The 26930-nt window shown below is 44.2% G+C and carries 22 protein-coding genes and 1 pseudogene; 13 read left to right on the top strand and 10 right to left on the bottom strand.

Annotated features, from left to right (window positions below):
• Together DK187_RS11570 and DK187_RS11565 are read left to right on the top strand one after the other, a co-directional pair.
• Positions 1 to 315 (top strand): annotated as a pseudogene (locus tag DK187_RS11570) (transposase); the annotation flags it as partial.
• A 173-nt stretch (positions 316 to 488) separates the two neighbouring features.
• A complete protein-coding gene (locus DK187_RS11565) occupies positions 489 to 1277 on the top strand; it encodes a BRO-N domain-containing protein (RefSeq protein WP_111607497.1) in 789 nt (262 codons plus the stop codon).
• Between the two features lie 271 nt (positions 1278 to 1548).
• Here DK187_RS11565 and DK187_RS21245 read toward each other — a convergent pair whose 3' ends face one another.
• Together DK187_RS21245 and DK187_RS21240 are read right to left on the bottom strand one after the other, a co-directional pair.
• Positions 1549 to 2196 carry an aminotransferase-like domain-containing protein gene (locus DK187_RS21245; protein WP_223232375.1) on the bottom strand — a complete coding sequence of 216 codons (648 nt, stop codon included), beginning with the start codon at positions 2194 to 2196 and terminating at the stop codon, positions 1549 to 1551.
• A gap of 27 nt (positions 2197 to 2223) precedes the next feature.
• The gene (locus DK187_RS21240) at positions 2224 to 2577 is read right to left on the bottom strand and encodes a GntR family transcriptional regulator (RefSeq protein ID WP_204355621.1); all 354 of its coding nucleotides are present in this window, start codon (positions 2575 to 2577) and stop codon (positions 2224 to 2226) included.
• A 130-nt stretch (positions 2578 to 2707) separates the two neighbouring features.
• Between DK187_RS21240 and DK187_RS11555 the strand changes: the two genes are divergently transcribed.
• Positions 2708 to 3568, top strand: coding sequence for a DMT family transporter (locus tag DK187_RS11555; protein ID WP_111607496.1), 861 nt, complete (start codon positions 2708 to 2710; stop codon positions 3566 to 3568).
• Positions 3569 to 4291: 723 nt separating this feature from the next.
• On the opposite strand, the gene DK187_RS11545 is transcribed toward DK187_RS11555, so the two are convergent.
• Entirely contained in the window at positions 4292 to 5152 is an 861-nt protein-coding gene (locus DK187_RS11545; protein ID WP_111607495.1) for a DUF6624 domain-containing protein, read from the bottom strand.
• A gap of 297 nt (positions 5153 to 5449) precedes the next feature.
• Positions 5450 to 6262 carry an AraC family transcriptional regulator gene (locus DK187_RS11540; protein ID WP_162623503.1) on the bottom strand — a complete coding sequence of 271 codons (813 nt, stop codon included), beginning with the start codon at positions 6260 to 6262 and terminating at the stop codon, positions 5450 to 5452.
• Between the two features lie 129 nt (positions 6263 to 6391).
• On the opposite strand from DK187_RS11540, the gene DK187_RS11535 reads away from it, so the two are divergent.
• The 4 genes from DK187_RS11535 (at position 6392) to DK187_RS21085 (ending at position 11377) form a co-directional block, all read left to right on the top strand.
• Entirely contained in the window at positions 6392 to 7777 is a 1386-nt protein-coding gene (locus tag DK187_RS11535) for a DHA2 family efflux MFS transporter permease subunit (protein ID WP_162623502.1), read from the top strand.
• A gap of 211 nt (positions 7778 to 7988) precedes the next feature.
• Positions 7989 to 9209, top strand: a complete 1221-nt coding sequence (locus tag DK187_RS11530; protein ID WP_162623501.1) for a PDDEXK-like family protein — start codon at positions 7989 to 7991, stop codon at positions 9207 to 9209.
• A gap of 367 nt (positions 9210 to 9576) precedes the next feature.
• Positions 9577 to 11196 (top strand): SNIPE associated domain-containing protein, encoded by a 1620-nt coding sequence (locus DK187_RS11525; protein ID WP_111607491.1) that lies wholly within the window; start codon positions 9577 to 9579, stop codon positions 11194 to 11196.
• 10 nt (positions 11197 to 11206) lie between these two features.
• A complete protein-coding gene (locus tag DK187_RS21085) occupies positions 11207 to 11377 on the top strand; it encodes a hypothetical protein (protein WP_162623500.1) in 171 nt (56 codons plus the stop codon).
• 619 nt (positions 11378 to 11996) lie between these two features.
• Here the strand turns inward: DK187_RS21085 and DK187_RS11520 are convergent.
• Entirely contained in the window at positions 11997 to 12476 is a 480-nt protein-coding gene (locus DK187_RS11520) for an Lrp/AsnC family transcriptional regulator (RefSeq protein WP_111607490.1), read from the bottom strand.
• A 93-nt stretch (positions 12477 to 12569) separates the two neighbouring features.
• On the opposite strand from DK187_RS11520, the gene DK187_RS11515 reads away from it, so the two are divergent.
• On the top strand, positions 12570 to 13733 hold the full coding sequence (locus DK187_RS11515) for an MFS transporter (RefSeq protein WP_111607489.1): 1164 nt from the start codon (positions 12570 to 12572) through the stop codon (positions 13731 to 13733).
• A 387-nt stretch (positions 13734 to 14120) separates the two neighbouring features.
• Here the strand turns inward: DK187_RS11515 and DK187_RS11510 are convergent, their stop codons facing one another.
• From DK187_RS11510 to DK187_RS11495, 4 genes are all read right to left on the bottom strand, one after another.
• Positions 14121 to 14681 carry a hypothetical protein gene (locus DK187_RS11510; RefSeq protein WP_111607488.1) on the bottom strand — a complete coding sequence of 187 codons (561 nt, stop codon included), beginning with the start codon at positions 14679 to 14681 and terminating at the stop codon, positions 14121 to 14123.
• A 5-nt stretch (positions 14682 to 14686) separates the two neighbouring features.
• Positions 14687 to 15070 carry a hypothetical protein gene (locus tag DK187_RS11505; RefSeq protein ID WP_111607487.1) on the bottom strand — a complete coding sequence of 128 codons (384 nt, stop codon included), beginning with the start codon at positions 15068 to 15070 and terminating at the stop codon, positions 14687 to 14689.
• Between the two features lie 208 nt (positions 15071 to 15278).
• Positions 15279 to 18032, bottom strand: coding sequence for a DNA polymerase I (gene polA, locus DK187_RS11500; protein ID WP_111607509.1), 2754 nt, complete (start codon positions 18030 to 18032; stop codon positions 15279 to 15281).
• A 110-nt stretch (positions 18033 to 18142) separates the two neighbouring features.
• Positions 18143 to 19237 carry a GGDEF domain-containing protein gene (locus DK187_RS11495; protein WP_111607486.1) on the bottom strand — a complete coding sequence of 365 codons (1095 nt, stop codon included), beginning with the start codon at positions 19235 to 19237 and terminating at the stop codon, positions 18143 to 18145.
• A 237-nt stretch (positions 19238 to 19474) separates the two neighbouring features.
• Here DK187_RS11495 and DK187_RS11490 point away from each other — a divergent pair, with 237 nt between their 5' ends.
• From DK187_RS11490 to DK187_RS11480, 3 genes are read left to right on the top strand one after another with little or no spacing between them, the layout of a single operon-like run.
• On the top strand, positions 19475 to 20437 hold the full coding sequence (locus DK187_RS11490) for a homoserine kinase (protein WP_111607485.1): 963 nt from the start codon (positions 19475 to 19477) through the stop codon (positions 20435 to 20437).
• Positions 20434 to 21000: a DUF1007 family protein gene (locus tag DK187_RS11485; RefSeq protein WP_223232276.1), complete on the top strand. Its 567-nt coding sequence runs from the start codon at positions 20434 to 20436 to the stop codon at positions 20998 to 21000. The genes DK187_RS11490 and DK187_RS11485 overlap by 4 nt, the downstream gene beginning before the upstream one ends.
• 38 nt (positions 21001 to 21038) lie before the next feature.
• Positions 21039 to 21674: a LysE family translocator gene (locus DK187_RS11480; protein WP_111607484.1), complete on the top strand. Its 636-nt coding sequence runs from the start codon at positions 21039 to 21041 to the stop codon at positions 21672 to 21674.
• A 24-nt stretch (positions 21675 to 21698) separates the two neighbouring features.
• On the opposite strand, the gene DK187_RS11475 is transcribed toward DK187_RS11480, so the two are convergent.
• The gene (locus tag DK187_RS11475) at positions 21699 to 22256 is read right to left on the bottom strand and encodes a TetR/AcrR family transcriptional regulator (protein ID WP_111607483.1); all 558 of its coding nucleotides are present in this window, start codon (positions 22254 to 22256) and stop codon (positions 21699 to 21701) included.
• Between the two features lie 235 nt (positions 22257 to 22491).
• Between DK187_RS11475 and DK187_RS11470 the strand changes: the two genes are divergently transcribed.
• Both DK187_RS11470 and DK187_RS11465 read left to right on the top strand, forming a co-directional pair.
• Positions 22492 to 23634: an efflux RND transporter periplasmic adaptor subunit gene (locus tag DK187_RS11470; RefSeq protein ID WP_111607482.1), complete on the top strand. Its 1143-nt coding sequence runs from the start codon at positions 22492 to 22494 to the stop codon at positions 23632 to 23634.
• A 50-nt stretch (positions 23635 to 23684) separates the two neighbouring features.
• Positions 23685 to 26789 carry an efflux RND transporter permease subunit gene (locus DK187_RS11465; RefSeq protein WP_111607481.1) on the top strand — a complete coding sequence of 1035 codons (3105 nt, stop codon included), beginning with the start codon at positions 23685 to 23687 and terminating at the stop codon, positions 26787 to 26789.
• The last annotated feature ends 141 nt before the right edge of the window (positions 26790 to 26930 follow it).

Raw genomic sequence — 26930 nt, 5'->3', positions numbered from 1 at the left:
AATATGGTCGCTCATCCAGCTGACTACCAATGGTCGAGCTATCGCTTTCATGCTCAGGAGTCACTGGATCTACAAAGTGAGCTCTGGCAACCACATGAACTTTATCTCAAGCTTAGCTTTCAGCAGGAAACGCGAGCTCAGCATTACCAAGCCTTATTCAAATACCACATCCCAGAAGAAGAACTCGGACGAATTCGATCTGCTACGCATTCAGATATGGCACTGGGAAACGAACGTTTTAAAGAGGAGATCGAGAAGCTAACGGGTAGGCGAGTGACGCCTATGCAGCGAGGTCGAAAGCCAAAGAGCGTCTAATTTTTATCTGACCCCAATTGTTACAATTGTTGTGGCCTGTTAACATCTTTTATGAGTAAATTTGTGGGGATACCTCAGCATCTGAACTCAATTGCTTCATAACTCTCTAAAGATTCGTGATTTATTTATGTTGTTAATTTAGAATAAGAGTATTTTTAATCTTGGGAGATTTTATGGATCATTCTCTAGTAAATATTTGCTACCAAGGACGTGAAGGCGAAAGCCACATATCAACATTAGAGTTAGGGGGCATTTTATATATATCATTAAAAGATATTACAGCTACTCTTAATCTAGAGAATCGCGCTATAGATGAGCGTTATGTTTCGAAGCTAATGTCAACAGTTGCGAAAGGTGTACTTTCATATATAGATAATGATGAGTACCTAGAAATACCATCCGAGGACAGTCAAAAACCAAATGAGATTTATTTGACTCAACCTGGACTATATAGATTATTATCAAATGATAAGAGTGAAGCTGGTAAAAAATTTCAACGTTGGCTCTATCATGAAGCTATACCATCGATAATGAAATATGGGGTATACCCGCCACCATCAGATGCTGTTAATGTAAGGTCTAATGACATCAGAACTGTCGACTTAATACTAAGTCAAGCAGAAGAGCTTCAGCGGCAAATGGTAGTGCAGCGTAAAATATTTGATGAAACGATTAAGAATACAAAGCAAATACATGTTCTTAAAAAAGAAAACAATGATCTTAAAAATCGTGTAAATAGATTAGAAAAGCGTAATAACTCTCTATATTCTGTAAAAGAATATTTAGAAGAAAAAAATCTCCCTTGTGATGTACGTACAATAAATGAAGTTAATGCTTGGGCATATAAGATTGCTATCGAAAGTTCCCAGGGAGGACTTATTAACAGTAGGCTAGAAGGCAAAAACAAGGTCAATATTTTTCCAGATTGGGTTATTCTACAAGCTTTAGAAAAAGCCCGATAAGCATCAAAAAATTGGTCGATCATGAATAATGTCGCTTCTTGTCTGAAACACCATTATTTAGGGTCAACCAATTGTTTTTTATACTATAATAAAGAATTAGATATACTGTTAAATACTTAATTCTATTCTTATTATCTGATATTAATTTTTTGTTTGTTTTTTCATTCTTGTTATTAGAGCTTAATTTTCATCTGACCCCAATTGTTTTTAATTCTATTCTTATTATCTGATATTAATTTTTTGTTTGTTTTTTCATTCTTGTTATTAGAGCTTAATTTTCATCTGACCCCAATTGTTTTAAGTCCACCAATTGCTCTATCCAATCTTGCTTTGCGGCAATGTAACCACAGCGTATTGAAGCGGATACCGTTTTGGAAAAACTACCAATTTCAATGACCTGATTTAAACCATCCAAGGCCGCTAAACGTGGTGAGCGAGTGGTTTCTAAGTCGGCAAAAATATCATCTTCAACAATAACCAGTTCCGATGCTTGGGTGAGTGTGAGTAATTTATGGGCAACATGTGGCGCTAAATGAGCCCCTGTGGGGTTATGGACACCTGAATTAGTGAGATAAAGCCTAGGGTTGTGGTCTTTTATGGCTTGTGCAAAACGTTCTAAGTCAGGCCCATTGGGCGTGTAGGGAATTCCAATAATCTTGACTCGATGTGCCTTTAATAAAGCGTGAAAGTTAAAGTAGCAGGGATCATCGACCAGCACGGTATCGCCTGGTGAAAGGAGAAAGCGCCCAATTAAATCAATGGCATGAGTCCCAGACTCAGTGAGCATAATCTGTTCAGCAGAGACCTCAATATTGTGGTTCAACATTCGACGTTGTAAGAAATGACGAAACGCTTGGGAGCCTTTCGGAGGCGCATATTCGGTTAAATCTAAGGAATGGGTTCTGGCAAGGTTTCGCAGCGCGCGCTTTATGCCTGATTGATAGAATCATTCAGAGGGGAGCCAGCCACAGCCTGGCATCAGTGAACCTGCTGTTGACTCCAACGATTCTCGTGAGACCCATAACGGATCGATCTCCCGTGCTACTTTAGGGCCAATACGAGTGAGGTTTAAGGGCGCAATAGGGCCAGAGGTATAAAAGCCTGCTCCGGGACGAGACACAATACAGCCTTCCGCTACGAGTCTATCATAGGCTTCGACAACGGTAGAGATCGAAACCTGCATGGCTTTCGCTTGGGCGCGAACGGAAGGTAAACGCGTATTGGGCAAGTAGGACCGCGACGCGATTTTTGACTCAATATCCTTCATGACCGATTCAATTAATGTGCCTGCACGAGCCATACTCTTCCTCTATTTTCAAATTGTACTGCCAATATAACCATAACAGTTTTTTTAAATTGTGTCGGTCTGTATCTCCTCTTATCGCCATTTTTTCGGTTTTATAGGGCCATTGTTTTTAGGGAGTAATGATATGAAACAGGCAACACAAGGTTGGCTTAGTGGCTTCGTGGGCGTGGTGACTTTTGCTGGTTCGCTACCGGCAACACGCATCGCGCTGCAAGGCTTTGATCCTACTTTCTTGACGGTGGCTCGCGCTTCGATTGCTGGAATATTAGGTTTATTGTTTTTACTGCTACTCAAACAACCACGCCCTAACGCCTCGCAAATTGCAACGCTCTTACTGAGTGCAATGGGAGTCGTGGTTGGCTTTCCTTTGCTGACGGCGTTTGCACTGCAATATGTCACCTCTGCGCATTGTGTGGTGTTTGTGGGCGTGCTTCCCATCTGTACGGCATTGTTTGCCGCGCTAAGAGGAGGAGAGCGCCCTAGCTGGCCGTTTTGGCTCTTTTCATTGGTGGGAGCGGCCTTAGTGATGGGCTATGCAGCCCTGGGTGTGGGTGAAGTTTCATTAATCGGGGATAGTTTGATGCTGGCGGCGATTGTTGCCTGCGGCATGGGGTATGCGGAAGGCGCACGCTTATCTCGGGTATTGGGCGGATGGCAGGTGATCTGCTGGTCTTTAGTCGTGTCTTTGCCCGTCATGCTGCCCTTACTGTATGTTTTATGGCCCAGCTCATTCGCTTCGGTAACGACATCAGCATGGCTGGGGCTGGGCTATGTCTCTCTTTTTAGCATGCTGTTTGGCTTTATCTTCTGGTATAGAGGGCTGGCGCTAGGTGGCATTGCGGCGGTGAGCCAGTTGCAATTAATTCAACCATTTATAGGATTTTTACTGGCGGCTTGGCTACTACAAGAAAGCATCAGTTTAACCATGCTGTGGGTGACACTGGCAGCCGTCTTGTGCGTGGTGGGAGCAAAGAAATTTTGTTAATGCGTGATCGATTGAATTTCTAAGAGTCACTTCAGCGCTGGTTAGAAGCGGGTATAGAGCTGAGCACACCTCAATATTCCAGAGATATGCACCGATAAGCTCAGCCTAATTTGAACAATGAAAAACAGCCTTGTAGCTTTCGAGCCGTTTGTTGGAGATAAGTTGATTTATTAATACTGATTGATTGTTAATAGTATTTGGCATCCTTGCCTTCCATTTTATGTTGTGTTTACTAGTGGGAGCGTAGCGCCTAGAATTAATCATAAGGTTGGCGTTTGGCTTCAATGAGCGTTTAGCTAATGACCTTTCGCAAAGACCTAAATACTCGCCCCAGCCTTGAGCTGGGGTTTTCGTTTTAGAGGCGCCTAATGCGCCTCGTCCCAGTTCATTCCCAAGCCTGCTTCTACTCTAAAAGTAGCGGTATATCCTGTATGCTGCCGCGCTATTCATGATTCCCTTTTTAGATAACATATCACAATGTTTCATAACGTTGCTCAAAACATCCGAGAGTTTTAGCATTGTTTTAGAGCGACAAAGTGAGCTTTGGCAACCCCATGGTCTCTATATTCAATGGAGTCACCAGCAAAAAGATCGCGCCAAAGGATATCAAGCCTTCTTCAAAGTACACGTATCAGGTGGGGTAGTTAAATAAAATATATGTCGAAGAATTGCAGTCAGATAGAAAGTTATCAGACTGCAATGATGTGCATAGGCTAATGGCTGCTACGCAGCAATATAGCCACCTTCTAGTGCCCATTTGCGTTTTAGTGCCTGCCACTCATCTTTGGTGTATCGGTAAGCTTTACGCTGGCGAATCATATCAGCCCATTCTTCATTGGCTTTGTTTAAATTCATCAAACCTACTTGCGCGCGTCTCTTGTTTAGGTTCTTTGGGTCGACGACATTGTCGCTGTATTCCACCCGATCACTGCGCTCATTGAAGTCATTGAATGCGCCAAAGATGGATGGTTTATACGAGAGAGATAACCAACGGTCAATCGAGACGGCGTAATACATTCCATAACACTCGCCTAAAGGCAAAGCCTCACGCATTAATTCAGCACTTCGATATTGAAATTGACTGTTCTTTAAGCAGTTAATACCTAACCAGTAACACGCCTCCATCCCTTCTCGTCCAACGATTTGAGGGCTGAGCCATCCGTATTTATCATAGCTCGCTTCGAGCATCTCGACGGACTCTTCATTGAAATTATCTAAGTGGTCGAACCAGCCAGCTTTTTTAGATGTATAACGGCGCATCAGAGCGACACGCATAGCGTTGCGTCGAGTTAACTGCTCCGCCAGTGCTGGATCATAGTCTGTACTTGGTTGAGTGGATTTTTGAATGAATAACTTCAAGCGGCGCCAACTGGCAAAACCATACTGTCGAGCAATGACCCTCTGTGCATCTAGAATAGAAAAAGGTTGCAATAAGACTTGCTCAGTTTGCAAATTTTGAAAAGAAGTATCGAAATGACTGATCAGCTCGACGACACTTGGATCGCCTGCGCGATGTTTAGAGCGTAAAGTACGTGCGGCGCGATGTAGATATTCAATGCTGGGGTTATTTGGCAAGGTTTTCATTTAAGCTCTCCTACATAGGTTGCACTTAACTCGCGAAAGCACAGAAAGCTAAAATGTCATATAAAAGGGTAGAGCATTACAGGTAAGGTTAACCTTTTTCCGCGAGTCGGATGCGCCCTGAAGCACTGTATATGATTCTAAAAACTTCCAGTACGGGTTGCAAGGAAAATAGGTTTTTTCAATTGTGGGCAATTGTTGATAAATAGTCTGGTTATGAACCCAAAGCGTACTGCATATTCTCGCGAGCATAAAATATGACAGTTTAATTTTTATCAGACCTCAATTGCTCTGAAATGACTAATACTTAAAAAAAACTTTAGGCGGTACTCCCATCATGCGAGTTACCATCGCACTAAAAATGCTAGGTGACGAGTAACCTAACTCGTAAGCTATCTGATTGATTGGCATTTTTTGTGCGGCCAGTGCGAGAGCATTTGCCAAAATGACCTGTTGCCGCCATTGGCTAAAACTAATGCCTAATTGATTTTGAAACAGTCTTGATGCCGTACTCAAACTTACCCCGCTATGTTGGCATAATGATTTCAAGCTAATGCTTGAAGAGGGTGAGTCTAGAAAGGTATGGCAAAGTGTCTTTAGTCTTTTTTCTTTGGGAAGTACAACGCCAAGCGACAAGGGACGCGCCCGTCTCAACTCTCCCCAAATCAATGTGCAAATAGCCAGGTACTCTTTATTAATTAAATCCTCTTCAGTATTTTCACTCAACTTCACAATGAGTTCATGCAATAAAGGGCTTATTTCAAATGCTTGGCAGGTATTCCATACCTCGGGACTCATTAATTCAGAATCGGCTTCTTCACGGGAGATAAGATAAACAGAAAACAATTTTGCATGCTCTAACAAGGTGGCAGCATGTTCCATATTAGGGGGAATCCATAATCCATGATTGGGGGGAACGAGGTGTGTGCTATCCGACGTAGAAACTTTTGTGATACCAGCATCAGAGAAGACGAGTTGCCCCCAAGTATGATGATGTGGTGTGACGTCCACTGAGGTGCTCATTGAACGAGCCTTTACCCGTATTGGCTTATCAGCAGAGGGTTTAAAGCGATCCGCCTCTTGTCTAACATCTCGTACACGTGACTTTGACATAGTCTCAATACCTTTTGACATTCCTTCGACATTCTTTCATCGCACTTCTTGATACAAATATAACAGAGGCCAGCTCTTGAGGCTGTGACCTAGTATGAAATTTTCATGTATCTCTACAAGGAGAAGAGAATGCCAGCCAGTGAACGTAGGACAGAGCAAAAGGGATTTATAGGAGATGTTTCTAATCACCAAATCATATTAACGCTTATCCTCGGCATTATTCTTCCATTATTGGACTCTACAGCGTTAGGTATCGCGATTCCTGCGCTAAGCGATGCCTTTGCTTCTTCCGTGCAAGCGCTACAAAAAGTGGTTACCTTATACGGTATCGCTGCTGCGGTGACAGTGCCTCTTTGTGCTTGGGGAATGAAGCGATATAACAATAAATCTGTGTGGTTATTGGGGCTGATTCTATTTTTATTGGCCTCTGTGGCTTGTGCTACAGCAGGATCAATAAATTCATTAGTCACCTTTCGTATATTTCAGGGGGTGGGAGCAGGAATTCTAATGGTCTCCATGCAGCCCGTATTATTGAATGCTGTGGGTCGGGAACAGTTTCAGGCTGCAATGGCTTCAGTGGCTATTCCCGCTGTTATTGTTCCTATTTTGGGCCCATTAGTAGCGGGGTTTATTGTAAATTCTGTCAGTTGGAAATGGATTTTCTTGTTAAATATTCCTATCTCCCTTTTTGCCATACTCTTAGCATGGTGTTACCTACCAAATAGTACCAGCGATAAACGGACAAAATTAGATATACAAGGCTATCTACTATTTGCTTGTGGCTTAGCCACAGTGATCTATGGGCTTTCTGAAGTGAGTTCTGAGAGTTTGGACATTTTTAGCGTTTCGGCTCTGGGCTTAGTTGTTCTGAGTTTGAGTCTGATTGGTTATTATGTTCACTATGCGCTGACTAAGTCATTCCCCATTTTAGATGTACGGCTTTTTCGTATTCCGCCGTTTAGAAACACGGCCCTGTTACTTTTTCTTAGTAGCTTAGTTTTTTATTCTAGTTTATTTATTTTACCGTCCATTTTTATCGAGCGTTACGGGTACTCCACGTTGGGTGCAAGTGCGATGTTGGGCGCTAGTGGCTTGGGGGCTCTGCTATCTCGTTCCTATTTGCAAAAGCTCACCTCTCGTTTTTCTACATCAAAGGTTGCAATGATAAGTGTGCTAATCAGCCTGATTGGAACCCTGCCATTATTGTGTGATTCTGCCTTTGACCTAATGCCGTTGATGGTATTGGGTATGCTACTGCGTGGCGCTGGCCTTGGACTAATGACCCTGCTTACCATGACTCATCTATATCATTATGTTCCGGAGGGAAAAACACCAGATACCAGTGCTTGGTCTCGAATACTGACCCTTTTGGGAGGAGCCATCGGAACGTCATCAATTGGCTTTTTCTACCAGTGGGAAATGACCACAGCGTTTCATCAAACGGTTGGTGCGCTTGCGGTCGTTACATTGCTTTGCCTCATACCTGCAAGTTCACTAGAAAAGTCAAAGGCTTAGAAAGTTGAAATAAGGGGAGAAGCTAACGGGTAGGCGAGTGGTGCTAAGAAAACGCGGTAGGAAACCGAGCTAGATGGATTAAACTCTCTGGCTCCTTTTAGAGTGGCGACCGCGATAGTCTTGATCGACTCTTTGTTTAAATTGAAGCAATTGTTAAACCAGAGCAAACTGTTAAAGTGTTCTTTGCGTTTATAAAAATCAGGGAGTGAAGGTGAGACAAGACGAAATAAATTTTACTACAAAGCTATCCAAAGTAAGACAACTGCTGTCATTAGCAAAGCAGTATCAAGCCCTATTAGCAGAACCTGAGCACTATAACCTTTTTAGTGTGCTGCGTAGCAAGAACGATGAAGTTCGACTGCATTCTCGATTTTTGACAGACTTATTGAATCCAGAGGGAAGGCACAGGTTAGCGCATTTTCCACTTAAGCGATTTCTTGAAAACGTATGTCAGGTCGAAGTCACCGATGGTAATTTCGATTTTGATGTCAAAGCCGAATATCAGAATATCGATATTTTTCTGGCTAACTTTACTACCAAGCAAGCCATCATAATTGAAAACAAAATCGATGCAGTGGATCAAGATCAGCAACTTTTAAGGTATTTCTTAAGTGTTAAACAGCTTGGCTTCAAAAGTATCACGGTTGTATATCTTACACTTGATGGTCGCGCCCCTTCGCCTGAATCTGTCAAAGGTCAATCGGAATGCTTAAACGATTATGAGCAAACGACAGTCAATATCAGTTACAGCGTTGATGTCTTACATTGGGTGAACGCGATTATTGAAAAATCAGCCACCCAACCGGCTTTACGAGAGTCATTGATCCAATATACGGAAATTCTAAAAGAGCTCACTAACATGACTAATAACCAAGCACTGCTTGAAGCACTAAAGAGACTTCTGATTGAAACACAAAGCATCGATGTGGTGGATGTTCTTCAAGAAGCTAAAATTCAACTACAGAGTGAAGCAGTGGTATCGCTATGGGAGCGCCTTGGAGAGAAGTTGGCTAAAAGGTTTGAGCTTAAGGTGGATCATAGTGAAGAGGCTGTGAAGCATTTGGTTAGTGGGTTCTTCGCACCTAGGTCAGGGACAAATCATGTCGATTTTAAAGTCCCATTCGAGAGTATTTCTGACAGTTATTTATCTGTTATATGTGAAAGTGGTGATGCATTATCCTTGGGGGTAGAAACGTCAAATAATGATGAGATCATTAAATCTTTACCAATAACTCTCGACTGCGAAGGCAATGATTATTGGCCAATTTATAAATACATCACTTATCAAGGGGAATATTGGGACTTCAAAAAACTTAGCTCTGACCAGATATCCCTCTTGCACGATCCTGAGTTCATAGACGGTTTTGTCGATGAGATCGTACAGGAAGTAGCATTGATGAAAAACAAGATTGAGTCAGGTCTAACTAGCTAGTGGTGACTTAGTTATATTGAAAAATATACTTATCTTCACTAGCATAGTTCGTGAGAGCTTCGGATATCCCTGCTTAGGCAGCCCACCGAAGACATACGAAGTAGAAAGCCATGCTCAGCATGGCTTTTGTCGTTTTATGGCTTAATTTTCATCTGACTCCAATTGTTCAAATTGTTTATGAACTAAACACCGAACTAATGCACAATCATTTCCCCAGACAACATTGACTTTTAACCGTTAAAAATTGAAACCGTGACGTGTCATGCCTTTAAAACTGGTTTATAGTTTATTAGGAAGCTAGCTTTTGCAGTAAAAAACTTGTCATTTCTTGAACAATAATTATCTAAATTTATAAGGATTAACGAATATGGAACAGGACCCATCAAACAGCGGAGCAACCATTTTTGCTCTTCTTATTTTGATTACCCCCCTCATTCTTACATTATTTTTCTGGATCAGGGCTCGTATTTTTAAGAAAAGGCTAGCAAAGTTAAATGTAAAACATCTGCAAGCAATCACAGAAATCGAACAACTGAAAGAAAAGCTTGCGCCTATAACCAATATTGAGGCCGAGGCAGAAAAACTTAGCAGAGAAGCCCATAAACTCACTGAAACAGCTCGAAAGATACTGGATGAAGCCGACAAACAATCCGCTCTGATAATTCAAAGAAGCGAGGATGAAGCATACGAAATCACTAGCGCAGCAAAAATGGACGCCCAAAACTCAAAAGCGGAAAGTAAAGAAATTCAAGCCAAAGCTCAAGAAAAAGCAGATCAACTCAAAAAAGAAGCCCTAGCTGAATCAGACAGAATAACTGAATACGCCAACAAGCGAGCCCAAGAAATTGCAGGCGAAGCACTGGAAGCAAAAGCCAAGGCAGACCAATACGAAAGCGCAATCATAGCCATGCAAAACGCTATTGATGGCTACAAAGATGATTACATCATTCCTAACCATACAGTGTTAGACGAACTTGCTGAAGAATACAGTCACAAAGAGGCTGGTGAACAGCTTAAAATCCAACGCAAACGTATCAAAGAATTAATCAGTAGCGATAGAGCTGCTGACTGCGACTACGCAGAGCTAAACCGAAGAAAGTACGCCATTTACTTCGTCATAGATGCATTTAATGGCAAAGTTGATTCTGCCATGTCTAAGGTTAAACACGACAACTTTGGCAAAATTAAACAAGAAATCACCGATGCATTCGCTTTAGTCAACCACAACGGCAAACCGTTTAGAAACGCTCGTATTTCACGTGAATTCCTAGATGCTCGTCTTGATGAGCTAAAATGGGCTGTAGCAACCCATGAATTGAGACAGCAAGAGCTTGCAGAACAAAGAGAAATTCGCGAACAAATTCGTGAAGAAGAAAAAGCGCGCAAAGAAATGGAAAAAGCCATTAAAGAAGCTGAAAAAGAAGAACGAATGCTTCAACAAGCTCTCGAAAAAGCCAGAAAAGAGCTCGAAAACGCATCTGAAGAACAAAAGCAACAATATGAGTCTCAACTGGCAGAACTAGAATTAAAGCTTAAAGATGCCGAACTAAAAGGTCAGCGTGCAATTTCTATGGCTCAACAAACCAAGCAAGGTCATGTGTATGTTATTAGTAATATTGGCAGCTTTGGTGAAAATGTTTACAAAATTGGCATGACTAGAAGACTTGACCCATTAGATCGCGTTAAAGAACTAGGTGATGCTTCTGTACCTTTCTCCTTTGATGTTCATGCTATGATCTTTTCAAAAGACGCCCCTTCTTTAGAAAATGCGTTACATAAATCTTTCAATAATAACTCTGTAAATAAAGTAAACCCACGAAAAGAGTTCTTTAGACTGTCACTATCAGACATCAAATCAGTAATTCAATCAGAAGGAATCACAGATATTCACTGGACAATGAAAGCAGAAGCAGAAGAGTTCAGAGAGTCTTTAGCCATTGAGAAGCAGAAAAATTTATCTAATCCCGTATTAGAGCCGACTATATAAAGAAACGCAATTGAGTCGCCAGCAAAAAGACCGCTCCAAACGATACCAAACATTGTTAAAAGTACATATATCAGATGAAGAACTAGGTCGAGTACGCACAGCCCCCCAGTCCGACATGACACTGGTGAATGATAGATTTAAAGAAGATATTGAAATGCTAACAGGCATGTTTCGCCTATGAAACGAGGGCGAAAGCCAAGGAAGAGAGCTTAATTTTCATCTGACCCCAATTGCTTAGAAAATCGTTATGCCTCACTATTTTTTAGTGCTACTGAGACGGTTCCGCTGAACATAGAATAACAGTGGCAGTAGAAGCTATTTGTCAGGCAAATAGCTTCTACTGCAGCACGGACTTCATTTTACCTTCTTTAATTACGGACTGTTTGTTGTTGGTTGCAATACGTTGGTGTCAGCACTAAAATTGACCATGTAGAAGGGCTTAACATATGACTCATTACTGGATTGTCCATATGTTCTCACGCTACTAATGATTCGCCAGTGACATCATTGTTGATGGTTAGACTAAACATTGTTTAGTCACCCTGACCCCAAAGAGCTAAAGGGCTGCCACGAACTATCATTTTTCATTTTAAAAAAGAGCATTTGTCATGCTCTTTTTTTATGCCTGTTTTATATCATTGCGATGACTGTCCCTGAGTGGGATTTTCTAGATAATGTCGTAAGTAGGCTTTGTCATTAATATCGAGTCTACGGTTTATCACTAAAGCACAGTATATACCCACGTCATTTTGAAACAGTGTTAGTAAAGATTAATCAAACAGCCCTGTCTTTTGTTTTTTTTACAGTAGTTGCGGTGGTCGATCTGTGTAGGTTCGAAACGCAATATCTGTTTCGGATCCTATGATATTGGGTATCTGATAGATCTCTTCAAAAACGCGCTCCATTGCATCGGCATTCACTGTTCTCACTTTGAGTAGTAGCGAGAATTCGCCTGCAATTGAGTGGATTTCTTCTACTGAGCGAATCGCTTCTAGTTGCTTCACTATATCTTGTTTACCTGTCGTCCCAATTTTTAAGCGTACAAATGCTAAAAAGTCTCTGGAAAACTTAAGTGGGTCGATCACGGCGACGGTAGCCACTATGTAGCCTTCAGATTTGAGTCGTCTCAGTCTTTCGTTTGCTGATGAAGATGATAACCCCACCGCTTTTCCCAGATCTGCTGAGCTGATTGAGGCGTCTCGAGACACTATCTCAAGAATCTGGATATCAATTTTAGATATGTCTTCTCTGCTTTTTTCTATTTCTTGCTGATTTTTCATTGACAGCCCATTTTTTCGTATGATATACGTTTATTAATCTAAAAATCCGGATGTTATATGGATTTATCTATTTTTTAAGGATGAGGTTGGTTTATGATTAGTTACATACTCATGATAGCTGTTGGTATTATTGGTTCTAATTCATTGTTGTTAAGTCCAATTCTAGCAGACGTTGCCAACGACTTCTTTATTTCTCCGATTGAGGTAGCTTGGGCTATTACTGCTTATAACGCCTGTACCGCAATGTCTGCTTTGTTCCTAGCTCGGTTTATCGATGAGCTAGGAATTTATCGAATATTACTGGGCGCCTTTTTGCTTGTAACAGTTGGAACTGCCGTTAGTGCTGTTTCATGGAGCCTTCCCATTTTAATGGTAGGCCAGTGTTTAGCAGGTCTTGGAGCTGGCGTTTCATTACCTGCAATATATGCTTTAGCGCCTATCATTGCACCAAAGGGTCAAGAAACAAAGATTGTTGGGCGAATATTAACTGGGTGGTCTCTTGCACTCGTTGCTGGCGTTCCACTTGCTTCGTTGCTTACTGAAAATTTTGGTTGGCGAACTTCTTACTATTTCTTGCTGGCCTTTGCTTTGTTTGTACTGGCGGTTATTAGCATGACGTCAGCATCGTTTACGGAAGCTGGCAATGAAAACAAAAGTGTTCAGGTTGCAGGTTGGAATATTTTAGCTCCGTTCAACATTCGGCATGCTAAAACACTTCTGTTGATGAACCTACTTTATATGATGGCGTTTTATGGCACTTATAGCTATATCGGCACATACCTTAGAGCAGAGTTTGGATCGACCACTATTGAGGCAGGATATGCAGTGTTGGCTTATGGAATCGGATTTGGGGTGGCGTCATTTGCAGACCCTATCATAGATAAAATAGGCGTTCGTCGCGCATCCCTTTATATATTTTTGCTTCTTTTATCTGTGTATCTTTCCTTGTTTACGCTTAATCGAAGCGTTCATACCATGTATGTAATTTGCCTAATATGGGGCTTTTTTAACCATCTTGGCTTAAGTGCCATCATTACTATGATTGGAGAACTTAAAACGCCAATAAAAGGGCAGTTGATGGGGATGAATAGCGTTTTCACCTATGTGGGTGGCTCACTTGGTACCGTATTATTCGGAGTCATCTATGAAAACTTCAATTTTCCGATCGTTGCACTAGCTGCTGGTGCAGCGGTCTCGCTGCTCACATTGATTTTTTTACTTTTTGTACAGAAAGGAGATTTGATCAAACCAGTTTAATCTTTTAGTAATCAGCTAATACCCAAGAAAATATTTTTGCAGATAAGATTTTTGTTAGATTTGGTTGTTTTGCTAAGATAATTGTTACGCTTGACTGTTTATTTAACTATTCAGAGATAGCTACTTTAACTTGGGGGCAAGTGTTAGATGGGGGGAGCTTCATAATTGCTGGTTGCAATGCGTTGGTTGTCAGTACTAAACTTGACCCTGTAGCAGGGCTTAACATGTGACTGATTACTGGATTGTCCATATGTTCTCACGCTAACAATGATTCGCCAGTGACATCATTGTTGATGGTTAGACTAAACATTGTTTGGTCACCCTGACCCCAAAGAGCTATATCTGCTTCATATTACTGCGATGATGTCAGCCCTCTATTTTTTCTTATTACTCACTCGTATCAACGTTATCTTTATTTTTAGACGTCAGGAAGGCGCCAACAATACCAACAACGGTAGTGCCTCCTATTACAATTGCCACTGCCGTTTTATCTTGTAATGCCAAGTAGAAAGACCCTGTAATACATAAAATGACCACAACACTGGCTAGGTATAGGCTCAACTTCTGGTTGCTCAGCTCTTTTGTTTTGAGTGTATGTTGTGTATTGAGTTGTTGTTTATGTAATTCAATTTCTTGTCTCTTAAGATCTAGAATGGTTTGTGTATTTTGAGCCTTATTTTTTTGAGCGCTTTCAGCCATGGCCATCATTCGTTCAGGAAGATCTTTTTGAATTTGTGCATATGATGCAATGTCTTCGGGAGAAGGCATTGGGCCATGATGCACTTTTTGAACAATATAAGTGCTAATTTTAGCGGCTGCTTCAGGATCCGATTTTGCTACTCGCTCGATCACACCCTCAATAGCTTCCTCTGCATCAGGCTCTTCAATGTTGTTATCAAGATTATTAGATAGTGACTCTGTGTCCTTATTGTCGGTATTGCTTTCCATAATGACTATCTCCTTGTTCTGAAATGTGTTGTTTTAACACTCTTTTTTAGGTGTACACAATTGTCTACTAGTGAGTCTTCAAGAAGCTGCTCTTCTATAGCGTCCAATGAAAAGTTTTCAGACAGGTTAAAATAGGACACAGTATTTTTTGACAGCGCTTTTGCTTTTGCCAAATAAAACGACTTACCCTGTATTGGATTTAAGGTGAAGTAGGCTTCACCCATTAAATCTGATGTTTCTTTCCATGCCTCTGAAACATTCAGCGCATGTTGCTCATATTCAATATCGAATGTGTTGTATTTACCTAAGCTTTCGAAATGGGAACCCTTCCTATCAGAAAGATCAAATAAGCTCCCTAAGCTCTTGATAAATGTGCTTTTAGTACTCATCTGGATACCTTCTTAACAGTTTTTAATGCTTCTGTGTATGTCTTTTTCATAACTGGACAGAATACACTTATAAAGGTGTTTTTAGCATAGTTTTTTATAAAACTCATCTGAACATCATTCTTTATGCCTTTTTTTCACTATAATTAAAAGTTTATGGCAAAACAAAAAATTTAATTTTTTAGGCATTGCTATTTTAGATCCGAGGCACTCAATGCGCCTCGTCCCAGTTGTTCCCAACTCCCGCTTCCACAAGCAAAGGCACGTCTATCTGACTACTATTCTGCATAATGTCGACGATTTTCTCTTTGGCGGCGTCGATGTCTTTTTCAGCCACTTCGAAGATGAGTTCATCGTGTACTTGCATGATCATTTTCACGTCTAGGTCGGTTTCTGCTAGCCAGTCGTGCATTTTGATCATGGCGCGTTTGATGATGTCGGCGGCGGAGCCTTGCATGGGGGCGTTGATCGCGGTGCGTTCGGCGGCTTGGCGCATCATGGCGTTTTTCGCTTTGATGTCTGGCAAGTACAAGCGGCGGCCGTAGATGGTTTCTACGTAGCCTTTTTCTTTCGCGCTTTCGCGGGTGTTTTCCATGTATTGCTGTACGCCTGGGTAACGTTCGAAGTAGCGTTTGATGTATTTGCCTGCTTCTGGGCGACCAATGCCAAGCTGTTTCGCGAGGCCAAAGGCGGACATGCCGTAGATCAAGCCGAAGTTGATGGCTTTGGCGCGGCGGCGTTGTTCGCTGGTGACGTCGTCTAAGCTGACTTCGAAGACTTCCGCGGCGGTGGCTTTGTGCACGTCGGCGTCTTTGGTGAAGGCGTCTAATAAGCCCGGATCTTGCGACAAGTGCGCCATGATGCGTAATTCGACTTGTGAGTAGTCGGCCGCGACCAGTTTGTAGCCAGCAGGTGCGATGAAGGCTTGGCGAATACGACGACCTTCAGCAGAACGAATCGGGATGTTCTGCAAGTTTGGATCAGTCGACGACAAACGACCTGTGGCGGTAATGGCTTGGTGGTACGAGGTATGAATGCGGCCGGTTTTCTGGATCATCTCTGGCAGTTTGTCTGTGTAAGTGGATTTCAACTTAGACAGGCTGCGGTGTTCCATGATCAAGCGAGGCAGTTCGTAGTCTTGCGCCAGTTCTTGCAAGATTGGTTCGGCGGTAGATGGCTGGCCTTTTGGCGTTTTTTTGATAACGGGCAAGCCTTGTTTTTCAAACAAGATGACTTGCAGCTGTTTTGGTGAGCTGAGGTTGAAGCTTTCGCCCGCTTCTTCGTGGGCTTTGATTTCCAGTTCTTGCAGTTTGCCAGCGATTTCGCTGCTTTGAATATGCAGAAGCTCTGGGTCGATCAAGGCGCCAGTTTGTTCCATTTTTGCCAATACCGGAATCAGTGGGCATTCGATGTCTTTAAAGATGCTGACCAATTCTGGCGTGGTTTCGATTTTTGGCCAAATCGCTTGATGCAAACGCAAGGTGATGTCGGCGTCTTCTGCGGCATAAAACGCGGCGACCTCTAGGTCGATTTGGTTGAAGGTTTTTTGCTTCGCGCCTTTGCCGGCAATGTCTTCAAAGCTCACGTTGGTGTGGCCGAGGAATTTACTGGCAAGGGTGTCCATGTCGTGGCGGGAGCTTACGGAGTTGTACACGTAAGATTCCAACATGGTGTCGTAGGCGATGCCGCGCAAGGTGATGCCGTAGTTGTTTAGTACGTTGGCGTCGTATTTTAGGTGTTGGCCGACTTTCGCTTGCTTATCGTCTTCGAGCCAAGGTTTCAGCTGTTCTAGCACCCAATCGCGGTCTAGTTGTTCTGGCGCACCTTCGTAGTCGTGGGCCACCGGAACGTAAGCGGCTTCGCCTGCTTGCACGGAAAAAGACACGCCAACCAGCTCGGCAGCCATATAGTTCAGCGAGGTGGTTTCTGTATCGAAGGCAACCAGCTCGGCGGCTTGGATTTTTTCTAGCCATTTGTTGAAGCTGGCTTTGTCTAAGATGGTTTCGTAATTGGCTTCGAGATCCGATGCGATTGGCGTATCGACTTGGCCGTCTTTTTGTTCAGCGGCGATGTTGCCGACTGTGTCGCTGGCGCTTCCGACGCTTGGCGCGTTGTCTAGATCGGAGAGCCAGGTTTTGAATTCTAGCTTGGTGTACCACTCACGTAGGGTGTCTTTGTCGGCTTCGCCGTTTTTCAGATCTTGTGGATCGAAGGGCAGTTCCACGTCGCATTTGATGGTTGCTAGGGTGTAAGACAGCTCGGCCATCTCTTGGTTGTCGGCCATTTTTTGTTTCATGGTCTTAGAACCACGGAAGCCCAAATCGGCGATTTCGTCTAGGCGATTGTAAATGTCTTTGATGCTGCCAAGACCTTGCAATAAGGCTAGGGCGGTTTTCTCACCTACGCCCGGTACGCCGGGGATGTTGTCGACTTTATCGCCCATGAGTGCAAGGTAATCGATGATGAGTTCGGGTGGGATGCCGAATTTGTCTTTCACGCCTTGGATGTCCATGACGGTGTTGTTCATGGTGTTCACAAGGGTGACGTTCTCTGTGACCAGTTGCGCCATGTCTTTATCGCCAGTGGAGACAATGACCTCGCGGCCTTGCTCGCCCACTTGTTTGGCGATGGTGCCGATCACGTCGTCGGCTTCTACGCCATCGATGATGACCAGCGGCAAGCCCATGGCTTCCACCATGCGGTGAATCGGTTCGATTTGTGGGCGAAGGTCGTCTGGCATGGGCGGACGGTGGGCTTTGTATTCGCTGTAAATGTCGTCGCGGAAGGTTTTGCCTTTGGCGTCGAAGATGATGACCATGGGTGAATTTGGGTAGGTTTTGATGAGGCTGCGGATCATGCTGATCACACCGCGCGTGGCGTTGGTTGGGTGGCCGTCGCTGGTGTGCATCGGTGGAATCGCGTGGAATGCTCGGTAAAGGTAAGACGAGCCGTCTACCAGAACCATAGGTGGAGTGTGTGTTTTAGAATCCGTAGCCAAAATAGAACCTCTTTTTAATCGGCGGTTATAGGCTCTATTCTATGTGTTTGAGTGTGTTTTTACAGTTAAAAAAGGAATTAATCTGGCGTTTTTGTTTCTATTAAGGCGCTAGAGTAAATAACGACTTGGTTACGACCGTTGCTTTTTGCGTAATAAACCGCTTTGTCAGCTTCTTCCACTAGGTCGAGAAAATGTGCTTTGGGTTGTATGGTTGATATGCCGATACTGGCGGTGACCTTGCCGACCTGTCGGTAGGGCAGTTGATTGAGTGTGTGTTTAAAAATAGGGCCAAGGGTACTGACTAAATCCTCACTTGGGTTAACAATCACCATGATGAATTCTTCTCCTCCCCAGCGGGCCAAGCCATGGTCGTTGAAGTAAATAGTGCGCAGGCGTGACGCAAATTCGACCAAGACGTGGTCGCCGATGGTATGACCAAACGTGTCGTTGATATTTTTGAAGTGATCAATGTCGATCAATAACACACAAATTTTGCTGCCAGAATCCAGTTTGTTGAGCCAGTTTTCAAGCCCTCGACGATTCAATACGTCGGTTAAAAAATCCCGATCAGCCAGTTGTTGCGAATGTTTTAAATCAAAATTAATACTGTTCATATGGTGATTGATGCTGCGTTGATAAGGGATAATCAGCAGTATTAATAAACTGGCTGGGCCAAATAGAAACAGTAAGTCATAGCCTCTTGGGGTTTGTAATTCGTCCGGATGAGTCAACAAAAAAAGCAGCACGGGAAGCGAGTTGAGTGACCAAGTGATGACCACTAATCTGTTGAGCTTTTCCGGTAGCATGAGCATGATTAAGGTAGTACTCAAAATAATCATGCCGGAAATAGGCGGAAATATTTCCACGAATTGCCATTTATTTTGCCAAGCACCGATGGTGAAGTACAAGGTGTTTGGTACGGACGTCAATAAGATGATTGCGCCATAGGTATTGATGACCCGATGGATTCTTTTTTGAGGGTTCCTGTAAAGATAAATAAACAACATCAAATGCAAAAGGGTGAAAAAAGCGGGTTGGAAGGCATGAATGATAAAAGGCGTTGAATAAACGTTGAATAAAACCGCGTAAATGGCGCTGCTCAAAATTGTGACGACCAGCAGTCGATATGTAGCTGGAATTAAAATACGGGTGTGGTCGTTTAAATTAGGCATGGTTATGTCTTGTTAGTTGCTTGTTCAAAGTATACATACTTTATCGCCGAATTCTGTTGTCTCTTGGTGAAAAAATGTTCCTATTGTAGCAAGTGCTTGAAAGACTAGGAGCGTGCAATAACGCATCTATTTACTGTACTTAGAATTGACCTTTTGGTACTTATTGTGGAGCATAGGCGCTTCAGTGCTTCGTTTCCTTTTTGAGCAAATATTTTCTAATAAATTAGGTAGTACCACTTGGCTGTTTACACATCCCTCTCTGACTCTGACATGCGGGCCTTAGTGGCCGATTATTATTTGGGCGAACTGGTTGCCTTCCAAGGTATTTCTGGTGGTGTCGAAAACACTAATTACTTTTTGACCACCACAACGGGTAAGTATGTGGTGACCTTGTTTGAAGAATTTCAGCCCGATGAGGTGCCGTATTTTTTAGACGTGGTGGCGCATTTAAAGCACAAGGGATTTAACGTACCGGCGGCCTTGATCGATATTCATGGTGAGCGTTTGCGCATTGTGAAAGGTCGCCCAACCATTATTGTGGATTGCTTTCCGGGCAGTGGATTAGACAGCACGAATGTAGAAACCTGCCGCCAAATGGGCGCTGTGTTAGCGAAGCTGCATACGGCAGGGGAAGACTTTGCCACGCACCGAGAAAGTCATCGAGGCATGGCGTGGTGGCATAAAACGAGTGACGCGATTGCGTCACAATTGGAACCTGCACAAGCGCGGCTGTTGTTGTCACAAATCGCGGAGTTTGATGCGTTTATCGCCGAGCAACCCGATCTGCCGAAAACCACCATTCATGGGGATTTGTTCTACAACAATACCTTGTTTGAAGGCAATCAACTCTCGGCGATCATTGATTTTTACAACGCCTGCCATTCTTGGGTGATGTACGACTTAGCCATTGTGGTGAACGATTGGTGTTCCGACATGACAACTGGCGAATTAGATAAAGCCAAATATAAGGCGTTGATAAAAGCCTATCTGCATGAGCGAGAAGTCAGTGTTGAGGAAGTGCTGGCTTGGCCCTATATGTTGAAAATCGCGGCGTTGCGTTTTTGGTTGTCTCGTTTAGAAGCATGGCATGGCGCGAAACATGATCCTGAACGTTTGGCGCAACAGCATGATCCTCGTGAGTTTCAGCGTATTTTAGAGGCTCGGGTGAGATACGCCCCGGCCTTGGTGGAAACAATATGATACGAGTTTGGTTGTGTTTGTGCGTCAGTGTGTTATTTACCGCTTCGGCTCTGGCCCATCCTCATGTTTGGGTGGACTCCCAGTATCGCGTTCAGGTGGATCAAAGCAGCATTGAAACCCTTGAAGCAACATGGAGCTTAGACCTGTTTACCTCAACAAGTTTGATTGCTGAATACGATGTGGACGGCGATGGGGATCTAGCAGGGCAAGAAAAGCTCGACATGATCGAGGTTTTAAAAAGTTTTCAGCAATACGGCTTTTTTATCAAGATGAAGCAAGATGGTGCTGATATTGTGCCCAGCGACGTACAGGTCTTAGATGTTCGCGTTCGAGATCAGATGTTGTGGATTCGTCTTGGTATCGCACTGCCAGCGCCCGTCAATCTTGAGGCTTCAACCCTGAGTTTCGCGTTTGGTGACGATGAATTGTATTTTGCGATGGAACCGTTGGAAGAAGGGCTGGTGCGCTTGTCGGGTTCGTTGTCTGAAACCTGCACGCCAGTTGAGCGGGAAGCAGAAGAAACGTCCGTGGCGATGTGGGTGGATTTGACCTGTAAGCCCTAGTTCTCTTTTTTAATGTGAGCGTTTTAAGGTAGTAGTACATGTTAGAGCATTTTCAATGGTTGCCTTTTTTAGCCGCTATTACGGTTCTTACCATGAGTCCGGGAGTGGACACTATTTTGGTGATGCGTAACGCGGCGTCTGGTGGTTGGCGTTTGGGGTTTTTGACTAGCTTGGGTATTTGCATGGGGTTGTTTGCCCATGCCACGGTGTCAGCCTTAGGCTTGTCGGTAATTTTGCTCGGCTCGGCGGGGTTGTTTACTGCATTCAAATTGGTTGGCGCTGCGTACCTCGTATACCTAGGGGTGCAAGCGATTCGCAGTGCAATGAAGCCGGTGGGTATGACGTTTAAAGACGCCAAAAATCCGAAATCACTGACAGCGTGGGGCAGTTTTCGCCAAGGTATTTTATCTAACGTATTGAATCCGAAGCCAATTATCTTTTATATGGCGTTCTTGCCACAGTTTATTGATCCGAGTCATTCGGCATTAGCGCAATCGCTTTTCATGGCTTCTTTGCACTTCATCATCGCGATGGTATGGCAAACCTTTTTGGCGCTTATGGTTCATAAAGCGCGAGTCTGGTTGGCGCGACCCAAAGTGGCGTTGGTGTTAGACGGCTTAACGGGCGTCTTGTTGTTGGGCTTTGGTGTAAAACTGGCATTAAGCCAGCGCTAACACGTTGCGACTTATGTGATCCTACTAGGAAGGCGAGTTTGACTGAGTGCAAACGCCTTCCATTAATACCAATTCTATTATGGTTAACACTCTTGTTCTGGGCACTCGTCCCAGACGCTCAGCTTCGATCATGGTGAAGAACAAACCGTGGAAGCATTCTGTAATCGCAGCGGCACTAATGTCTACCCGAAAGTGACCACTTTGTTGTCCCTTCAAGAAAAAGGCGTCGAGCTTTTCTTGCATCTGAATGCATTCACAATTTTCCAATAGCTCTGGTTGCCAGTGTTGGATGGTAAAGAGGGTAAGTTCTTTGTTTTTATAACAATTTTCTAGAAGCCTGCGCACGCCTTCTCTTGGCTCAGCGGTATCTAAATTGGCCTCCTTGATGGCTGACTTATAAGCGTTAAGACTGCTCGCTTGCAGCCTTTCAAGCAGACTTTCCCTAGTAGGGCAAAAACGATACAAGGTGGCTTTGCTTACACCGACAGCACAGGCGAGCTCTTGTAGCGACGCACGTGGATGCTCCACTAATGCCAGCGCTAGCGCGTTCTGTAATGCCTCGTTTGTTTCCTGTTCAGCCATATCAATACCCAATTTGCGTTTGAATAACCTATTTCATGGTTGTTCATGTTACTCGTTTTTTGCGCCTTAGTGATTTTACGCAGAATATCTTTTATATGAAATCTTATATGCCGGTAAAAAGCAGAAATAAAAAGAATTATCTATGTATCAAATGAATCACTATAGATTCATTTGGGTTGTTTCAATACCATTAGAATCTGTTTTATCTCTGGCTATAAAGGTAAGGTATTAACCAATGATACGAATTCTAATGAATGGGCGAACGTTGTTACCGGCTTTGGTGGCGTTATTGATTGTGTCTGGCTGTACCCCAAATGAGCCAGAGGCTCAAGCCAGCGCGCCGGCAAGCGCAAGAGCCGCTACTGTGATGACGGTACAAGCTGTTGAGTACGAAGAAAATGCCATTCTACCTGGTCGAGTAGAGCCGATTCGTGAAGCGGAAGTGCGTGCTCGTGTTCCTGGTATTGTGTTGCACAGAAAATTCGTGGAAGGCTCTGATGTGAAAGCGGGCGATGTGTTGTTTGAGATCGATCCTGCGTCACTAAAAATTGCTCTTGCTCGTGCGAAAGGTGAACTTGCTCGAGCCGAAGCGACCTTGTTTGACGCCAAGGTGTTGGTGGACCGTTACACTCCCTTGTTGAAGTCTCAAGCGGTCAGTAAGCAAACCTTTGATGCGGCGCAGGCAGCTTATTTGAGCGCCAGTGCTTCGGTTATATCTGCTAAAGCGGATGTAGACAGTGCGGAGTTGAATCTCGACTACGCGACGGTTCGTGCGCCTATTTCGGGCCGCATTGGTCGAGCGAATGTCAGCGAAGGCATGTTAGTGGGTCAGGGCGATACCACCTTGTTGGCTACGATTCAGCAGCTTGACCCGGTTTATATCGATTTCACGCAATCTGTAGCGGACACCTTAAAATATCGACAATCGGTAGAAGAAAGCGCTTCAGCGAATAGCACTCAGTTGATGGCTAAGCTAGACGGCTACGACAAAGGCTTTGAAGGAAAACTGCTGTTTTCTGACAGTCAGGTCGATGAAAAAACCGGTAATGTTGTGTTACGTGGCCTGTTCCCAAATGCCAATAAAGTGTTATTGCCAGGCATGTATGTGCGTGTTGAAGCGGTTCAGTCCCATTCTGCTCAAGCCATCTTGATTCCTCAGCGTGCGGTGATGCGCAGCAACAATGGGGCATTCGTGTATGTCGTCAATGATCAAAATGCGGTGGAATCTCGCTCAATCGTCACCGGCTCAATGTCGCAAAATCTGTGGCGTATCACGCAAGGATTGAGCGCTGGAGATAAGGTGATTATCGATAATGCCGCTATGTATCAAGCGGGAGAGAAGGTAACGGCTTCCGCCAAAGTGGCCTCTAATTTTTAGATTATTACGGACTTTATCTTAACTGTTCAGACGTTTTAGAGGCTTAATGCATGTCTAATTTCTTTATTGCACGGCCCAACTTTGCTTGGGTAATGGCAATCTTTATTTTGCTGGCAGGGTTATTGGCGTTGCCAACCTTGCCTGTGTCGCAATTTCCGGTGGTGGCACCACCGCAGATTGAAGTCACCGCGACGTACCCCGGTGCGTCCGCTCAGGTGTTAGTGGACTCGGTTACCAGTGTGATCGAGGAAGAGTTAAATGGCGCGAAGGGTTTGCTCTATTTTGATTCGTCCAGTAATGCCAATGGTATCGCGCAGATTACCGCGTCTTTTGAGCCCGGCACGGATCCAGATTTGGCTCAGGTCGATATTCAGAACCGTCTTAAAAAAGCCGAGGCACGTTTACCAAGCAGTGTGATTGCCCAAGGCGTGCAAGTTGACCAAGCCAGTTCCGGGTTCTTGATGATCTATGCGCTGACGTTTAAAGGTGATGATTCTTCTAAAAGCATTGTGACCTTGGCGGATTACGCCGCACGCAATATTAACAATAATATTCGTCGTGTTGAGGGGGTGGGTAAGCTGCAATATTTTGGTACCGAAGCGGCGATGCGCGTTTGGGTATCACCTGAGAAACTATTGAGCTATGGCTTATCAATTGGCGACATTAATACCGCGATCAGCAACCAAAACGTGCAAGTCCCTGCGGGAAGTTTTGGTGGTCGACCAGCCGATAACGCACAAGAGCTGACGGCCAGCTTGGTGGTAAAAGGCTTTTTGGAAGACCCAGAAGAGTTTGGCAATATCGTATTGCGCAGCAACACAGACGGTTCCGCCGTTTACCTTAAAGATGTGGCTCGTGTTGAGCTAGGTCAGCAAGACTATAATTTTGAAACGCGCTTAAATGGTCGCAAAGCCATTATGGGCGCGGTGCAGTTATCACCAGGTGCCAACGCTATTGAAACGGTGAAAGCAGTAAAAGCGCGTGCTGCAGAGCTGGAAGCCAATTTTCCAGATGATATTCAGATCAGTTTTCCTTATGACACCTCTAAGTTTGTTAGCGCCGCGATTGAAAAGGTGATTTATACCCTAGTAGAAGCCATTGTGTTGGTGTTTTTGGTGATGCTGTTGTTCTTGCAGAATTTACGCTACACCTTGATTCCGACGATTGTGGTGCCGGTTTGTATCTTAGGCACCTTTGCGGTGATGTCTCTGATGGGCTTCTCGGTGAACATGATGACCATGTTTGGTATGGTGCTCGCCATTGGTATTTTAGTGGATGACGCCATTGTGGTGGTCGAAAACGTCGAGCGGATTATGGTGGAAGAAGGGCTTTCACCAAAAGCCGCGACGATTAAAGCCATGGGGCAAGTGTCCGGTGCGATCGTTGGTATCACCTTGGTATTGTCTGCGGTGTTTGTGCCGCTGGCCTTTATGAGCGGATCGGTGGGTATTATTTATCAGCAGTTCTCTATGTCTCTGGCGGTGTCTATTATGCTGTCTGGGATTTTGGCTCTTACTTTTACGCCAGCTTTGTGTGCGACGTTGCTAAAACCTATCAACACAGAAGCGCATCATGAAAAAGGCGGATTCTTTGGTTGGTTTAACCGTCAGTTCACTGGGCTAACGAATCGTTATTCTGCCTTAAATGGCAAGCTAGTGAATCGCTCTGGGCGTTTTATGTTGGTGTACCTTGTGCTGGTTCTTGGTCTTGGTTATGCCTATCTGCGTTTACCTGAATCTTTTGTGCCAACGGAAGACCAAGGTTACATGATTGTCGATGTTCAACTGCCCGCTGGTGCGACGTTCTCTCGAACCAACGAAACCATGAAAGACGTCGAACAATTTTTAGGGCAACGGGATGCGGTTGAGAATGTGGTAACGGTAATGGGCTTTAGCTTCTCTGGTATGGGGGCGAATGCGGGTTTGCTGTTTCCGACTTTCACGGATTGGTCTGAACGTGAACAATCATTATTTGATGAAACCATGGCGTACAACCAATTTGCTGGCAGCATCACCGATGGTCGTTCTATGGCGGTGCCACCACCGCCAATCGAAGGCATGGGAAACTCGGGCGGCTTTTCGTTGCGTTTGCAGGACCGCAGTAACCTCGGTCGAGAGGCGCTAACCAATGCGCGTAATGTGGTGTTAGGTCAAGCGAATGCCTCGCCTATCATTGCTTATGCCATGATGGAAGGTTTAGAGGATGCACCGCAGCTACGAATCGATATTGATCGTAAAAAAGCGACGGCACTGGGTGTGGGTTTTGAATCCATTAATAACGCGGTCTCGACCGCCTATGGTTCCGCAACGGTAAATGATTTTACCAATGCGGGCCGTTTGCAGCGTGTTGTGGTGCAAGCCGATGTAGCAGACCGTATGACGCCGGAGCGAGTACTTGAGCTGCAAGTGTTGAACGACGAGGGCAATCTTGTGCCGATGCGTTCTTTTGCGAGCAGCTCATGGGAAATCGGACCCGTTCAGGTGTCTCGTTACAATGGTTATCCAGCGTACAAAATTTCAGGCAGCCCAATGCCAGGACACAGTTCTGGTGAAGCCATGGCGGAAATTGAGCGCATCATTAGCACCTTGCCAAAAGGCATCGGCTATGAGTGGACGGGGTTGTCCTACCAAGAAAAAGCCGCAGGTTCTCAGGCGCCTATGCTGCTGACCATTTCGATTTTGGTGGTGTTCTTGTTGCTGGTGGCCTTGTACGAAAGCTGGTCGATTCCATTGTCGGTTATTTTGATTATTCCGATTGGTGCTTTGGGGGCGGTGTTGGCTGTTTTCCTAACGGGCATGTCGAATGATGTGTACTTTAAAGTGGGTCTGATTACGATTATTGGTTTGTCGGCAAAGAATGCGATCTTGATTGTGGAGTTTGCCAAAGATCTTTATCAACAAGGACATTCGCTCAAAGAATCGGCGATCCAAGCGGCTAAACTGCGCTTTAGACCGATTATTATGACCTCGATGGCCTTTATTTTGGGGGTTGTACCCTTGACGATCGCCACGGGTGCCGGCGCTGCCAGTCAGCACTCTTTGGGCGTAAGTGTTATCGGTGGCATGATCTCGGCGACCCTTCTTGGTGTGTTGTTTGTTCCTGTGTTTTTTACTTGGGTTCTTGGGCTTTTTAAAACTAAGAATACAACGCATTAAGTAGTCAGCCATGCAAACGGAGAAGCCGATATAAAGTCACACTTTGTATCGGTTTTTCTTTTTCATGACATGTTATTTCTCCCTCATTTTTTCTGATTCTTTGCTAGAATTCCCCCATCTGTGTTCTCTTCGAGACTGTCT

The organism is Marinomonas arctica (assembly GCF_003259225.1).
Taxonomy (GTDB): Bacteria; Pseudomonadota; Gammaproteobacteria; order Pseudomonadales; family Marinomonadaceae; genus Marinomonas; species Marinomonas arctica.
Note: the sequence above shows the minus strand (reverse complement) of the source record. Positions and strands in the feature narration are given on the sequence as shown.